Origin of the sequence: Citrobacter sp. Cc139, assembly GCF_030334645.1 — a bacterium.
Lineage (GTDB): Bacteria > Pseudomonadota > Gammaproteobacteria > Enterobacterales > Enterobacteriaceae > Citrobacter > Citrobacter werkmanii.
This window is the reverse complement of the sequence record NZ_JAOWDM010000082.1, coordinates 387,017-400,311: the sequence shown is the minus strand read 5'-3', so window position 1 is coordinate 400,311 and position 13,295 is coordinate 387,017. Positions and strand designations below refer to the sequence as shown.

General features: G+C 50.7%; 13 protein-coding genes. 6 read left to right on the top strand and 7 right to left on the bottom strand.

The features are described from left to right. Positions 1-43 precede the first annotated feature (43 nt). The 5 genes from ttcA to nifJ all read right to left on the bottom strand — a co-directional run bounded on the left by ttcA (position 44) and on the right by nifJ (position 7,070). On the bottom strand, positions 44-979 hold the full coding sequence (gene ttcA, locus OGV69_RS14110) for a tRNA 2-thiocytidine(32) synthetase TtcA (RefSeq protein WP_042308186.1): 936 nt from the start codon (positions 977-979) through the stop codon (positions 44-46). 197 nt (positions 980-1,176) lie between these two features. Beyond that, positions 1,177-1,611, bottom strand: a complete 435-nt coding sequence (gene uspF / locus OGV69_RS14105) for a universal stress protein UspF (RefSeq protein WP_006684401.1) — start codon at positions 1,609-1,611, stop codon at positions 1,177-1,179. 81 nt (positions 1,612-1,692) lie between these two features. Beyond that, on the bottom strand, positions 1,693-1,905 hold the full coding sequence (locus OGV69_RS14100; protein WP_069324961.1) for a KTSC domain-containing protein: 213 nt from the start codon (positions 1,903-1,905) through the stop codon (positions 1,693-1,695). Positions 1,906-2,051: 146 nt separating this feature from the next. After that, positions 2,052-3,179 (bottom strand): porin OmpC, encoded by a 1,128-nt coding sequence (gene ompC, locus OGV69_RS14095; RefSeq protein WP_069324960.1) that lies wholly within the window; start codon positions 3,177-3,179, stop codon positions 2,052-2,054. Positions 3,180-3,545: 366 nt separating this feature from the next. Next, a complete protein-coding gene (gene nifJ, locus OGV69_RS14090) occupies positions 3,546-7,070 on the bottom strand; it encodes a pyruvate:ferredoxin (flavodoxin) oxidoreductase (RefSeq protein ID WP_069324959.1) in 3,525 nt (1,174 codons plus the stop codon). 274 nt (positions 7,071-7,344) lie between these two features. Between nifJ and OGV69_RS14085 the strand changes: the two genes are divergently transcribed. Then, entirely contained in the window at positions 7,345-7,611 is a 267-nt protein-coding gene (locus OGV69_RS14085; protein ID WP_003833199.1) for a putative hemolysin, read from the top strand. A gap of 13 nt (positions 7,612-7,624) precedes the next feature. On the opposite strand, the gene hslJ is transcribed toward OGV69_RS14085, so the two are convergent. Next, on the bottom strand, positions 7,625-8,044 hold the full coding sequence (gene hslJ / locus OGV69_RS14080) for a heat shock protein HslJ (protein WP_038643179.1): 420 nt from the start codon (positions 8,042-8,044) through the stop codon (positions 7,625-7,627). Positions 8,045-8,156: 112 nt separating this feature from the next. Further along, positions 8,157-9,146: a 2-hydroxyacid dehydrogenase gene (locus tag OGV69_RS14075; protein WP_038640813.1), complete on the bottom strand. Its 990-nt coding sequence runs from the start codon at positions 9,144-9,146 to the stop codon at positions 8,157-8,159. A 246-nt stretch (positions 9,147-9,392) separates the two neighbouring features. Here OGV69_RS14075 and OGV69_RS14070 point away from each other — a divergent pair, with 246 nt between their 5' ends. The 5 genes from OGV69_RS14070 (at position 9,393) to OGV69_RS14050 (ending at position 13,264) form a co-directional block, all read left to right on the top strand. Then, positions 9,393-9,605 carry a hypothetical protein gene (locus OGV69_RS14070; RefSeq protein ID WP_074458538.1) on the top strand — a complete coding sequence of 71 codons (213 nt, stop codon included), beginning with the start codon at positions 9,393-9,395 and terminating at the stop codon, positions 9,603-9,605. 165 nt (positions 9,606-9,770) lie between these two features. Beyond that, positions 9,771-12,410: a YdbH family protein gene (locus OGV69_RS14065; protein WP_069324958.1), complete on the top strand. Its 2,640-nt coding sequence runs from the start codon at positions 9,771-9,773 to the stop codon at positions 12,408-12,410. Beyond that, a complete protein-coding gene (locus tag OGV69_RS14060; RefSeq protein WP_069324957.1) occupies positions 12,407-12,598 on the top strand; it encodes a YnbE family lipoprotein in 192 nt (63 codons plus the stop codon). The genes OGV69_RS14065 and OGV69_RS14060 overlap by 4 nt, the downstream gene beginning before the upstream one ends. Positions 12,599-12,605: 7 nt before the next feature. Beyond that, positions 12,606-12,932, top strand: coding sequence for a YdbL family probable chaperone protein (locus tag OGV69_RS14055; RefSeq protein WP_038640808.1), 327 nt, complete (start codon positions 12,606-12,608; stop codon positions 12,930-12,932). Positions 12,933-13,072: 140 nt separating this feature from the next. Continuing rightward, positions 13,073-13,264 (top strand): hypothetical protein, encoded by a 192-nt coding sequence (locus OGV69_RS14050; protein ID WP_042308220.1) that lies wholly within the window; start codon positions 13,073-13,075, stop codon positions 13,262-13,264. The last annotated feature ends 31 nt before the right edge of the window (positions 13,265-13,295 follow it).

The following is a 13,295-nucleotide window of genomic DNA, read 5'->3' as shown; positions in this document are numbered from 1 at the left end:
CGTTGGAGCGCCTGATGGCGCTCCGTTTATCCGGCATGATAAGTTACTTCACTTCCACCACGTTCAGGCGCAGTTCATCCAGTTGGGTATCATCCTCTTCTGGCTGCCAGCCCGCGGGTTGCAGCGGGATCTCTTCGCGGTCAAACGCTAAATCACCACCGTCCACCACCTCTGAACCGTGTTTAATGCCTTTAAAATCGAACAGATTGATATCACTCAAATGAGAAGGCACAACGTTCTGCATTGCGCTGAACATGGTTTCAATGCGGCCTGGATAGCGTTTGTCCCAGTCGCGCAGCATATCAGCGATGACCTGACGTTGCAGATTAGGCTGGGAGCCGCACAGGTTACACGGAATAATCGGGAAACCTTTCGCTTCGGAGAAACGCTCAATATCTTTCTCACGGCAGTAGGCCAGTGGACGGATCACGATGTGCTTACCGTCATCGCTCATCAGCTTCGGCGGCATACCTTTCATTTTCCCGCCGTAGAACATGTTTAAAAACAGCGTTTGCAGGATGTCATCACGATGGTGGCCGAGCGCAATCTTGGTGGCGCCTAACTCGGTTGCCGTGCGGTACAGAATGCCGCGACGCAGGCGAGAGCATAGCGAGCAGGTCGTTTTGCCTTCAGGAATTTTATCTTTGACGATCCCGTAGGTGTTTTCTTCGACGATTTTATACTCAACACCCAACTGTTGCAGATACTCCGGCAGAATATGCTCGGGGAAGCCGGGTTGTTTCTGATCGAGGTTAACCGCAACTAAGGAAAAACTGATCGGGGCGCTTTGCTGCAAATTACGCAGGATCTCCAGCATGGTATAGCTGTCTTTCCCTCCGGAAAGGCACACCATAATGCGATCGCCGTCTTCGATCATATTGAAGTCGGCAATCGCTTCGCCCACGTTGCGACGCAGACGTTTTTGCAATTTGTTCAGGTTGTATTGTTCTTTCTTGCTAATATCTTGATTTTGCGACATTTAATAGAGGCTCAATTCATAGTGTGGCATCAGAAGAGTATGCATCACGCCGGATAGTCCGGCAAAAGAAGTCTGATATAAAAACCGTGGCGTGTATGGTACGGATAAGCGGGAAAAATGTCAGCACATTTAGGACAGGAATCGAGGGGTATGAAGGGTAAAACAAAAAGCCCGCCACGATGTGCGGGCCAGACAGCTTAGCGGACAACCAGAACTGAACACTCAGCATGACGCACCACGGCCGCGGCGTTAGAGCCCAGCAGGTAAGTGGTGATGTCAGGTCGGTGAGAAGCGATAATGACCATATCAGCCGGTAATTTTTTAGCCATCTCCAGAATTTTATCTTTCGGCGCACCTTCCGCGACATGAACGTGCACTCTGTCCGTTGGGATATTGAACTTCTTGATAATCTCTTCCAGTTGAGATTTCGCTTCGGCTTTCAGATCGTCCATGGCCGGCAACTCTGCCGAGTAGGCCAGTCCCAGGGAAGCGTAATAGGGCAGTGACGGAATAACGGTCAAAAAATGGACCTGCGCATCGTCAATTTTTGCTTCTGCTTCAACATGGGCAATAACGCGTTGAGTTAATTCTGAGTCTGAAATATCGATGGGTACAAGAATCGTTCTGTTCATAAAACCTCCTGTTTAAGTATCCATCTAAAGCTTACCGCGTAATGGCACTTTATGTACAATGACAAAGATCACATTTTGGCATCACTTTATTTTGATTTCAGGGAATTTTCCTTTTATTACCCCATCATAAAATCGACCTTTAGAGACTACGCTCAGGAAATCACGAAAAATACGGGCAGGCACATGCTGGTATTGCAGCGTAGACAATTGATGAAAGCGAATTTCAAGCGTGCAGGAGGATTCGTCATAACCGACGGATGCAATACGGGATGATTTTACAGGGTGATGATTCATTGCAGGTATCCTCTACTACAGGTCTTTATGCAATATATCATCTATCAGGGATGTGTTTTGAAGCAACAGATATAATGTTTTGATCTGGATAAAACAGAATTGCGATAACAGAAAGAAAACCCGCCGTTGCCGGCGGGCTGACAAAATTAGAACTGGTAAACCATACCCAGAGCTACAACGTCATCGGTAGAGATGTCAGCGTGATCTTTGTTGTAGAAGCTATCGTCTTCATCCAGCAGGTTGATTTTGTAGTCAACGTAGGTGGAGAAGTTTTTGTTGAAGAAGTAAGTTGCACCTACAGAAGCATATTTAACCAGATCTTTATCATCGTTACCATTTACAGTCGCCAGGTCCTTACCTTTAGACATCAGGAAAGACACTTCCGGACGCAGGCCAAAGTCGAACTGATACTGTGCAGTGACTTCGAAGTTCTGAGTCTTATTGGCGATACCATCTTTACCGTATGGGGTCATATTACGGGTTTCGGAATACATGGTTGCCAGATAGATGTTGTTCGCATCGTATTTCAGACCAGCAGTCCAAGCATCAGCTTTGTCGCCACCAGCATTATAGGAATTAATCTGCTCGTTAGTACGGTCAGAAGAGGTATAGGCTGCACCGAAGCTTACGCCCATGCCCAGATCATAGGTTGAGGAGATACCGAAACCGTCCCCATTGTCATAGCGCTTATCGCCATCTTTGCGGTTATTAGTACCTACATCGTCATTCAGGCTTTGGTTTTCGTTTTTACCCTGATATTGCAGTGCAAAGTTCAGGCCGTCAACCAGACCGAAGAAATCGTTGTTACGGTAAGTAGCAACACCATTCGCACGGCCAGTCATAAAGTTATCTGCCTGGGTGTAGGAGTCACCACCGAATTCTGGCAGCATATCGGTCCAGGCTTCTACATCGTACAGTACGCCGTAGTTACGACCGTAGTCGAATGAGCCGTAATCGCCAACTTTAATACCTGCGAAGGCCAGACGAGTCCAGGAATCGCCTTTATCGTCGCCTTCAGTACCGTTAGCCTGAATCTGATATTCCCACTGGCCGTAGCCGGTGATCATATCGTTAACCTGAGTTTCACCTTTGAAACCCATACGCATATAAGTCTGATCGCCATCTTTAGAAGAGTCGTCAGAGAAGTAGTGCAGGCCGTCTACTTTGCCATACAGGTCTAACTTGTTACCATCTTTGTTATAAATTTCAGCAGCGTGAGCCGCGCCTGCAGCCAGCAGGGCAGGAATTACGAGAGCCAGTACTTTTCTGTTCATTGAAATAATCCTTTAGTTTTTTTATTAACCTGTGACTACCCATGTAGGGAGTAAAAGCATGCTAAAGGAGAAGTTCCGTAAACAGATAAATATGAATTGTTACGTCTTAAGTAAAACCTTAAATAAATAATTCTACAGAAACAGTGATAATTATTATGAATGTATGGATTTAATATATATAAAATAAAAATTATACAAGTGAATTTTGTTGAGCTATTCTGCGCGTGTTATATGCCTTTATTGTCACGTTTTATTTTTTCGTTGTCGTATTGATAGCCAATATTAATTAGCCAGCGAATAAATTGACAAGCCCGAACAACTGTTCGGGCTTTTTTTTCGTTCCACTTTAATAGTGATCTAAACGTATTACTCGGTTCCGCTCTTTTCCGCTTTACCTGCCAGTTGCGCCAGGAAATCGTAGCGTTTTTGCAGATCGGCTGTTGCGTCTTTCCACAGCTGTTCAGCGACTTCAGGCTGTTGGGCATTTAAGCGGCGGAAGCGTTGCTCGTTAAGTAAAGTTTCAGCCAAAGCATCTGATGGCGGGCGAGAATCCAGCGCCAGCGGCAGTTTACCTTCGTCAGCACGACGCGGATCAAAGCGATACAGCGGCCAGAACCCGGTTGCCGTGAGCTGACGCATCTGATCGTGGCTCAACGCGAGATCATAACCATGCTCCTCACAAGGGCTATACGCGATAATCAGCGACGGCCCCGGATAGGACTCTGCTTCCTGAATAGCTTTCACCGTCTGGTTCAACTGGGCGCCCAGGGAAATCTGCGCGACATAAACATGCCCGTACATCATCATACTGACGCCAAGATCTTTACGAGCCTTACGTTTGCCGTGCTCCCCAAATTTAGTGACAGCCCCGAGAGGCGTGGCTTTTGACGCTTGCCCACCCGTGTTGGAGTAACACTGGGTATCCAGCACCAGAATATTGACGTTCTCGGTCAGGCTAAGAACGTGATCCAGCCCGCCGAAGCCAATATCGTAGGCCCAGCCATCGCCGCCAATCAGCCAGATGGATTTCTCAACCAGCGCGTCGGCATCGGTTAACAACTGCTGTGCGCCTTCGACATCTTTCAGGTGCTCGCGCAGGGCCGCGACTTGCTCACGACGGACCTCCGGCGTGGCTTCTGCGTGCAAAGCGTCATTGAGTTCAGCCGGGATGTTATCGGCAAACTGCTCCAGCAGACGCATAACGCGCGCCCGGTGTTGATCCACCGTCAGACGGAAGCCCAGACCAAACTCGGCGTTATCTTCAAACAGCGAGTTTGCCCATGCTGGCCCACGCCCATTGGCATCGGTGGTGTATGGCGTTGAGGGCAGGTTACCGCCATAAATTGATGAACACCCGGTGGCATTCGCAATCAACATGCGGTCACCGTACAACTGCGTAAGCAGTTTGATATACGGCGTTTCACCACAGCCTGAGCAGGCGCCGGAATATTCAAATAGCGGTGTAATCAATTGCGAGGTGCGAATATCAATACGTTCCAGTTTGGTGCGATCAATCTCCGGCAGATCGAGGAAGAAGTCATAGTTAACTTTTTCTTCTTCGACATGCTCAAGGCGCGACATCATATTGATGGCTTTGATCTCAGGATTTTGGCGATCTTTCGCCGGGCACACTTCGACGCACAGATTACAACCGGTGCAATCTTCAGGCGCAACCTGCAGGACATATTTCTGGCCGCGCATATCGCGTGATTTCACATCCAGAGAATGCAGGCTGGCAGGGGCGTTTTCCATCGCTTCTGGGGAAACCACCTTGGCGCGGATAGCCGAGTGCGGGCAGGCGGCAACGCAGTGGTTACATTGCGTACACAGCTCTTCTTTCCAGATTGGGATCTCTTCGGCGATATTGCGTTTTTCCCAACGCGTAGTCCCCATTGGCCAGGTACCGTCCGGCGGCAGCGCGGAAACGGGCAGCGCATCGCCCAGACCGGCAAGCATTGCTGCGGTGACGGTTTTCACGAAATCGGGTGCGGCATCAGAAACCACCGGTGGGCGGTTGGCGCTATGCGGATCAACAGGCTGCAGGGCCACTTCGGCGACGGATTCACGCGCCAGAGCCAGCGCCTGCCAGTTACGTTCGACCAGATCCTGGCCTTTGCTGCTGTAGCTTTTCGCAATCGCCCCCTGCAACTCTGCCAGCGCGCTGTCGCCTGGTAAAATTTGCGTCAGGTGGAAGAACGCCATTTGCATCACGGTGTTTATACGCGCCGCCAGACCACACTCACGGGCGATTTTAGCCGCATTAATCACGTAGAAACGGGCTTTCTTCTGATTCAGCACCGCCTGAACTTCCTGCGGCAGACGCGCCCAGACTTCATCCACACTGTATGGGGTATTAAGCAGGAATATACCGCCAGGTTTCAGGCGTTCGGCCATCTGGTACTTATCGATAAATTGCAACTGGTGGCAGCCGACAAAATCGGCTTGTGAAACCAGATACGCTGAACGAATGGGGTGCTCACTGACGCGCAGGTGGGAGACGGTCAGGCCGCCTGCTTTTTTCGAGTCATACACGAAATAACCCTGCGCATACCATGGCGTAGAGTTACCGATAATCTTGATATTGTTTTTGGTGGCCGACACGCTGCCATCGCTACCCAGACCGTAAAACAGCGCTTCGAGCTTAGCGGTGCCGGGCAGGGTGTTTTCCGGCAACGGCAATGACAGATTGGTGACATCATCATAGATACCGACCGTGAAGCGTGGTTTAGGTTTCGTGCTATTCAACTCATTAAAGACCGCCATGACGCAGTCGGGGCCAAACTCTTTGGACGAAAGACCATAGCGTCCGCCAATCACACGCGGTAAGGTTTCTCGTTCGCCACAGTTAAAAGCTTCCGCCAGCGCGGTCATGACATCCAGATATAATGGTTCTGCCTGCGCGCCGGGTTCTTTGGTGCGATCCAGAACGGCGATGCTGCGCGTGCTTTCCGGCAGTGCGCGCAGTAAATGTTTGGCGGAGAAGGGGCGGAACAGACGGACTTTCAGTACGCCAACTTTCTCGCCATGCGCCATCAACTCTTCGACGACTTCTTCACTGGTGCCAATCGCCGAGCCCATTAAAATAATGACGCGTTCTGCCTGCGGATGACCGTAATATTCAAATGGCTGGTACTGGCGACCCGTAGCCGCGGCGAAGTCGTTCATCGCCTGCTCTACGTGATCGTAAACCGCGTTGTACCATGGGTTTGTCGCTTCGCGTGACTGGAAATAGGTGTCCGGATTCGCTGATGTACCGCGGATAACCGGATGCTCTGGATTTAGCGCCCGAGCGCGGTGAGCATCGATCTCCGCCTGAGGCATCAGTCCGAGGATGGTGCTATCAGCCAGCGGCACAATTTTATTGATTTCATGAGATGTACGGAATCCATCAAAGAAATGAATAAACGGAACCCGGCTTTTCAGGGTCGCCATTTGTGAAATCAGCGCAAAATCCTGCGCTTCCTGCACGCTACTGGCGCACAGCATCGCGCATCCGGTTTGGCGTACAGCCATCACATCGGAATGATCGCCAAAGATCGATAACGCGTGCGTGGCAATAGTTCGCGCTGCAACGTGCAGTACAAACGGGGTCAACTGACCGGCCAGTTTGTACAGCGTTGGGATCATCAACAGCAAACCCTGTGATGAGGTAAACGACGTAGAGAGCGCACCGGTCTGCAACGCGCCGTGAACGGTCGCAATCGCACCGCCTTCCGACTGCATTTCTACGACGCGAGGGATATCTCCCCACACGTTTTTAAGCCCGTTTCCGGCCCAGGCATCGGCCTGTTCCGCCATCGTCGAACTGGGCGTAATCGGGTAGATGGCGATAACCTCGCTGGTACGAAATGCGACCGAAGCAACCGCACCATTACCGTCAATTGTTTGCATACTGACACCCTTACATTGCGCAAAAAGAGGGACACGCGTAAGCGTTGCGAGTCCTGTAATTATCCTTCTATTTTAGCAAAAGCCATTCAGGCGCATTTTCGCTTTTGTGTCCCTGGAATTATGAGAATGAATGGTTTGATCAAAGGAGCAGCCAAAAAATTGCCAGAAAATGTAAACAGCGCGCATAAATGCGTGGTTTGCCTCTCGACGGCGGTGTCTCTGCTGCCTATTATTTATGGCTGTGTCGTTTGGTTAATCTTCAGAGGGGAGTAAGATGCGCGCAGCGTTTTGGGTAGGGTGTGCCGCGTTATTATTATCGGCGTGTAGCAGTGAACCTGTTCAGCAGGCAACGGCAGCACATGTCGCACCGGGCATGAAGGCAGCAATGTCCAGTTCTGGAGAAGCAAATTGCGCCATGATTGGTGGTTCGCTCTCCGTTGCCCGTCAACTGGATGGCTCAGCCATCGGGATGTGCGCGCTACCCAACGGCAAACGCTGTAGTGAGCAGTCGCTTGCCGCCGGAAGCTGTGGGAGCTATTGAGCCTGCGCGTTCATTACATTAAATCCGCAAGTTTATACGTCAGCGTTTGTTCTGCTGTCGCCAGTGTCAACTGGTCAGCAGTCAAATCTACCTGTGCGCCTTGCTTAAACATTTCGCTGACGATACCGTCGAGCGCGTTAAGCTGTGGATCGGCGCACATCATGCGGGTCATCGCCATATCTTTCACCTTCAACTCGCCGTCGGACAACTTGCCCTGACCGTGGAATTGATTACACATCTTTCCCGATACCGTCATGTTTTCGCCAAAACTTAATTCGGGTGGGTTGTTGGCGACGGTAACGGCTTTACCATTCACGCTCTGCAAAACGAAACGGTGATGCTGTAACTGGTCGCGATTGACGGAAACGTTTCCATTACTCACACAGCCAGCCATCAGCGTGCTGAGGGCAATCAACGTGACAACTTTTTTCATTAACATTCTCTAATTTCGTGACCGGAATACATTCAATATGATAATGATACTGACTGTTTTATCATCGGCAATTGTCTGAAAATGCCCCCCTTAAATCAGGGGAGCACAGGGATTAAAAGAGGGCGTTTGGACAGGTTTCGCCTTTGGAGATTTGTTCCAGGTTTTGCAGTGTCGTTTCAGAAATGCTGGTCAACGCTTCGGCGGTCAGAAACGCCTGATGCCCGGTAAACAGCACGTTATGGCAGGCTGACAGGCGACGGAACACATCATCCTGAATCACATCATTGGATTTATCTTCAAAGAACAGATCGCGTTCGTTTTCATACACATCCATTCCCAAAGAGCCAATTTTCTGGTTTTTCAGGGCATCGATAGCCGCCTGTGAATCGATCAGCGCTCCGCGACTGGTGTTAATAATCATCACGCCGTTTTTCATTTGCTCAAAGGCTTCCTGATTGAGCAGATGATAATTTTCCGGCGTTAACGGACAGTGCAGGGAGATAACGTCGGACTCAGCAAACAGCGTTTTAAGATCGACATATTCCACGCCTAATTCCAGAGCAGCGGCGCTTGGGTAGGGATCGAACGCCAGCAGGCGCATACCAAAACCTTTCAGGATCCGTAGCGCAGCAATACCGATTTTACCGGTACCAATCACCCCGGCCGTTTTGCCATACATGGTAAAGCCGGTCAGCCCTTCAAGAGAGAAGTTGGCATCACGGGTACGTTGATACGCGCGATGAATACGGCGGTTCAGGGTCATCATCATGCCAATCGCATGCTCAGCGACGGCTTCAGGCGAATAGGCCGGGACGCGTACCACCTGCAGACCCAGCTCTTTTGCCGCGTCGAGATCGACGTTATTGAATCCGGCGCAGCGCAGGGCGATATATTTCACACCCAGCTTTTTGAGTTCTTCCAGAACCGGTCGGCTGCCATCGTCGTTGACGAAGATGCATACAGCTTCGCAACCATGGGCTGTTTTAGCTGTTTTCTCCGTCAGCAGAAAGTCAAAAAATTCAAGTTCAAAACCAAAAGCCTCGTTAACCTGCTGCAGATACTTTTTGTCGTACTGTTTTGTACTATAGATGGCGAGTTTCATAAGACTTTCTCCAGTGATTTTGACGTCACATTAATCCAATTAAAATTATTTTACAAAATTTAAAAAGTTATTGATAGCCATAGAAGTAATGAATGTTTAAAGCGTATCTTTTGTTAGTGTGGGCAGGTTACGCGATTTCAACAACTGGATATTTTCCATTCGCTGAGCAGGTAGTGTGGGTAAAAAGCCAGGTGATTCACATTCAGACAGCTACGCTTATACAGGTAGCAGATATCGGGAGGAGTTATGCTAACTCACTCTGAAGCAAAACGATGGGCCACCTTAATGCTTAAGGCGGCTTTATGCGATGGAATGAAACCTGAAGAAATTTCCCGCCAGGTGCATCTTGTCTGTGATCATCATGGCAAGGAGTGTCTTGAAGAACTTATAGAAGAAATACTGATAGAGGCTGGTCGGATAGGACCTAAACATAGCGATGGACAACTGAACCATCATTGAGTCCGAATCCACGCGCTACTGTGTTGGAATCATTCCTGACGGCATGTGTAACAGCGTGCCACATAGCGCTGTTATCTGTCCTTAATGTGGGCATATGCAGTTAAACATGCCACAATACAGGCCTAAACCGGCTTAAATTTTGCTAATTCAGGATATTAACTACCCATGAAGGGTAAATATAAAGCCGTTCTGGCACTCCTCTTATTATTGATTCTCGTGCCGCTGACGCTGGTGATGACGCTTGGCCTGTGGGTCCCGACCCTGGTGGGCGTCTGGTTACCTGTGGGGACACGTATCGCGCTGGATGAGAGTCCACGGCTGACACGGCATGGGCTGCATATCCCGGAACTCCGCTATCTGGTCGATGATTGCCCGCTGGCGCGCATTACTCAGGCGGACCTGTCCCATCCCAGCCGCTGGTTGCTCAATGTCGGGACAATTGAGCTGGATTCCGCTTGCCTGGCCAAATTACCGCAGACACAAGCGTCTCCGGTAGCACCCAAAACGCTGGCTGAATGGCAATCGATGCTGCCCAATACCTGGATTAACATCGACAAACTTATTCTCTCTCCCTGGCAGGAATGGCAGGGGAAACTGTCGCTTTCGCTAACGCCCTCTACTCAGCAACTGCGCTACCAGGGGGAAAAGGTTAAATTCCAGGGGCGGCTGCACGGGCAAAATCTCACGGTAAATGAGCTGGATGTCGCTGCATTTGAAGGGCAACCGCCGGTAAAACTTGTCGGTGAATTTACCATGCCGCTGGTTCCTGATGGGTTACCGGTGAGCGGTCATGCCGTTGCGACGCTGAACTTGCCGCAGGAGCCTACGCTTGTGGACGCCGAACTGGAGTGGCAAAAAAACAGCGGACAACTGATCGTCATGGCGCGCGATAGTGCCGATCCGCTGCTCGATCTTCCGTGGGAAATAACCCGCCAGCAGTTGACCATCAGCGACGGTCGCTGGAACTGGCCTTATCAGGGATTCCCGTTAAGCGGACGGCTGGGCATGAAAGTTGAAAACTGGCAGGCCGGGCTGGAAAACGCCGTGGTGAGTGGGCGGCTGAACGTTTTGACGCAAGGCGATGCAGGCAAAGGAAACGCTGTTTTAACGCTGGGGCCGGGTAAGCTGGGTGTCGATAACAACGAGATGCCGTTACAGCTGATCGGCGAAGCGAAACAGGGCGATCTGATCTTCTACGCGAAATTACCCGCCAAACTCACCGGTAGCCTGAACGATCCGCAACTGGCGTTTGAGCCAGGGGCGCTGTTGCGTTCGCGGGGGCGGGTAATTGATTCGCTGGATATTGACGAGATTCGTTGGCCGCTGGCGGGCGTAAAGGTAACACAACGCGGTGTGGATGGTCGTCTACAGGCTATTTTGCGTGCGCATGAAAACCAGATGGGGGGCTTTGAACTGCACCTGGATGGTCTGGCAAATGATTTTCTTCCTGATGCTGGTCGTTGGCAATGGCGCTACTGGGGCGAAGGCAGCTTTACGCCGATGCATGCCCGCTGGGACGTGGCGGGTAAGGGAGAGTGGCATGACAACACGCTGAAGCTCTTTGATCTCTCCACCGGATTTGACCACTTGCAATACGGCACCATGACGGTGGAAAACCCACGCCTGGTAATGGACGAACCGATCGTATGGGTACGGGACGCGACCAAACCGACGTTTAGCGGCGCACTGTCACTGGACGCAGGAAAAACCGTCTTCACCGGCGGAAGCGTCTTACCTCCCTCAACGCTAAAGTTCAGCGTGGAAGGCAGCGACCCGACGATTTTCCAGTTCAAGGGCCAGCTTCACGCAGGGGCGATTGGCCCCGTACAGCTAAATGGCCGTTGGGACGGGATCCGTCTGCGCGGACAGGCCTGGTGGCCAAAACAATCACTCACCGTGTTCCAGCCGCTGCTCCCGCCTGACTGGAAAATGAAACTGCGTGCAGGTGATCTCTATGCGCAGGTCGCATTCTCGGCCGCACCGGAACAGGGTTTTGAAGCGGGCGGTCATGGGGTATTAAAAGGCGGTAGCGCCTGGATGCCTGATAACCAAATTAATGGCGTCGATTTTATCTTGCCGTTTCGGTTTAGCGAAGGCGCATGGCAGTTGGGTACGCGTGGGCCTGTTTCATTGCGTATTGCGGAAGTCGTGAATCAGGTGACGGCGAAAAATATTACTGCCGATCTGCAGGGAGCGTACCCCTGGAGTGAAGGCAATCCGTTACTGCTGAGCGATGTCAGCGCCGAACTGCTGGGAGGCAAAGTCATCATGCGGCAACTGCGGATGCCACAGCACGACCCGGCCTTATTACGGGTGCAGAATATCTCCTCCAGCGAGCTTATTAGCGCGGTTAACCCCAAGCAGTTCGCTATGTCGGGTCCGGTCAGCGGCGCGTTGCCATTATGGTTGGATAACGAAAAGTGGATCATCAAAGACGGCTGGTTAACCAACCCAGGTCCGATGACGCTGCGTATAGATAAAGACACGGCGGATGCCGTCGTTAAAGATAATATGGCGGCTGGCGCGGCAATTAACTGGCTGCGCTATATGGAAATAACCCATTCCTGGACGAAAATAAACCTGGATAACCTGGGTGTCTTAACGATGCAGGCAACCGTTACTGGCAATAGCCGGGTAGATGGCAAAGTGGGGACGGTTAATTTGAATTACACCCACGAGGAAAACGTCTTTACGCTATGGCGCAGTTTGCGTTTTGGCGACAATTTACAGGCTTGGCTTGAGCAAAATGCAACGCTGCCGGAAACCCATTGCCTGGAAGGCAAGGAATGTGAGGAACAACAATGAAAACGTTAGCCGCCATGCTGGGGTTGCTGGCTTCATCTCTGGTGGTAGGTTGTACCCCGAGAATCGAAGTGGCTGCGCCAAAAGAGCCGATCACGATTAATATGAACGTCAAAATCGAACATGAGATTCATATCAAAGTTGATAAAGACGTCGAGAGCTTATTGAAATCGCGCAGCGATCTGTTCTGAGGTAATGATGAAAAAACAGCTTGCAGCGATCCTGGTGGCGCTGAGTTTTATCACCAGCAATGCATGGGCGTTGACCCTGAATGAAGCCAGAACTCAGGGGCGAGTGGGGGAAACACTCAATGGTTATCTGGTGGCATTACAAACCGATGCTGAAACGCAGGCGCTGGTGAGTGAGATTAATAAGGCGCGAAGCGCCAGTTATCAGCAGCTGGCTGAGAGCAATAATATTCCGCCAGAGGAAGTGGCAAAAATGGCCGGACAAAAGTTAGTCGCTCGCGCTAAACCGGGGGAGTACGTGCAAGGTATTAATGGTAAGTGGTTGAGGAAAGAATAATCATTTCTGAACGCCACTGGAGGAATGGTATTACAAGTGGAGGATCCTTCCGGATGATTCATCGACATCGCAATAGTTGCCACACGGCATCAAACGGATGTTGATATAGTTCAACACCGGTCGCGTCGTGGAGTGAAATCATGTGGCTTCTCAAATGGTATGTCTGGAATCGTTGGGTATTCAAGCTATTAAGCCGGGATGTCGCGGAGCCGGAACAATTTTTACTTCATTGCTGGGAAGAAAATCTGGCGAAGTGCAGGGAGTATGCCACCATCTGGCGTGATATTAATCGCATTCACGGCAAGCAGGTACATGTGCGGGCAAAGAAGTAAGTACCGAGAATCCCTCCCACCGGATGGTGAG

Excerpts from the sequence above, each read along its gene's own strand:
- ttcA (WP_042308186.1), bottom strand. The coding sequence starts at position 979 with ATGTCGCAAAATCAAGATATTAGCAAGAAAGAACAATACAACCTGAAC.
- uspF (WP_006684401.1), bottom strand. The coding sequence starts at position 1,611 with ATGAACAGAACGATTCTTGTACCCATCGATATTTCAGACTCAGAATTA.
- OGV69_RS14100 (WP_069324961.1), bottom strand. The coding sequence starts at position 1,905 with ATGAATCATCACCCTGTAAAATCATCCCGTATTGCATCCGTCGGTTAT.
- ompC (WP_069324960.1), bottom strand. The coding sequence starts at position 3,179 with ATGAACAGAAAAGTACTGGCTCTCGTAATTCCTGCCCTGCTGGCTGCA.
- nifJ (WP_069324959.1), bottom strand. The coding sequence starts at position 7,070 with ATGCAAACAATTGACGGTAATGGTGCGGTTGCTTCGGTCGCATTTCGT.
- OGV69_RS14085 (WP_003833199.1), top strand. The coding sequence starts at position 7,345 with ATGCGCGCAGCGTTTTGGGTAGGGTGTGCCGCGTTATTATTATCGGCG.
- hslJ (WP_038643179.1), bottom strand. The coding sequence starts at position 8,044 with ATGAAAAAAGTTGTCACGTTGATTGCCCTCAGCACGCTGATGGCTGGC.
- OGV69_RS14075 (WP_038640813.1), bottom strand. The coding sequence starts at position 9,146 with ATGAAACTCGCCATCTATAGTACAAAACAGTACGACAAAAAGTATCTG.
- OGV69_RS14070 (WP_074458538.1), top strand. The coding sequence starts at position 9,393 with ATGCTAACTCACTCTGAAGCAAAACGATGGGCCACCTTAATGCTTAAG.
- OGV69_RS14065 (WP_069324958.1), top strand. The coding sequence starts at position 9,771 with ATGAAGGGTAAATATAAAGCCGTTCTGGCACTCCTCTTATTATTGATT.
- OGV69_RS14060 (WP_069324957.1), top strand. The coding sequence starts at position 12,407 with ATGAAAACGTTAGCCGCCATGCTGGGGTTGCTGGCTTCATCTCTGGTG.
- OGV69_RS14055 (WP_038640808.1), top strand. The coding sequence starts at position 12,606 with ATGAAAAAACAGCTTGCAGCGATCCTGGTGGCGCTGAGTTTTATCACC.
- OGV69_RS14050 (WP_042308220.1), top strand. The coding sequence starts at position 13,073 with ATGTGGCTTCTCAAATGGTATGTCTGGAATCGTTGGGTATTCAAGCTA.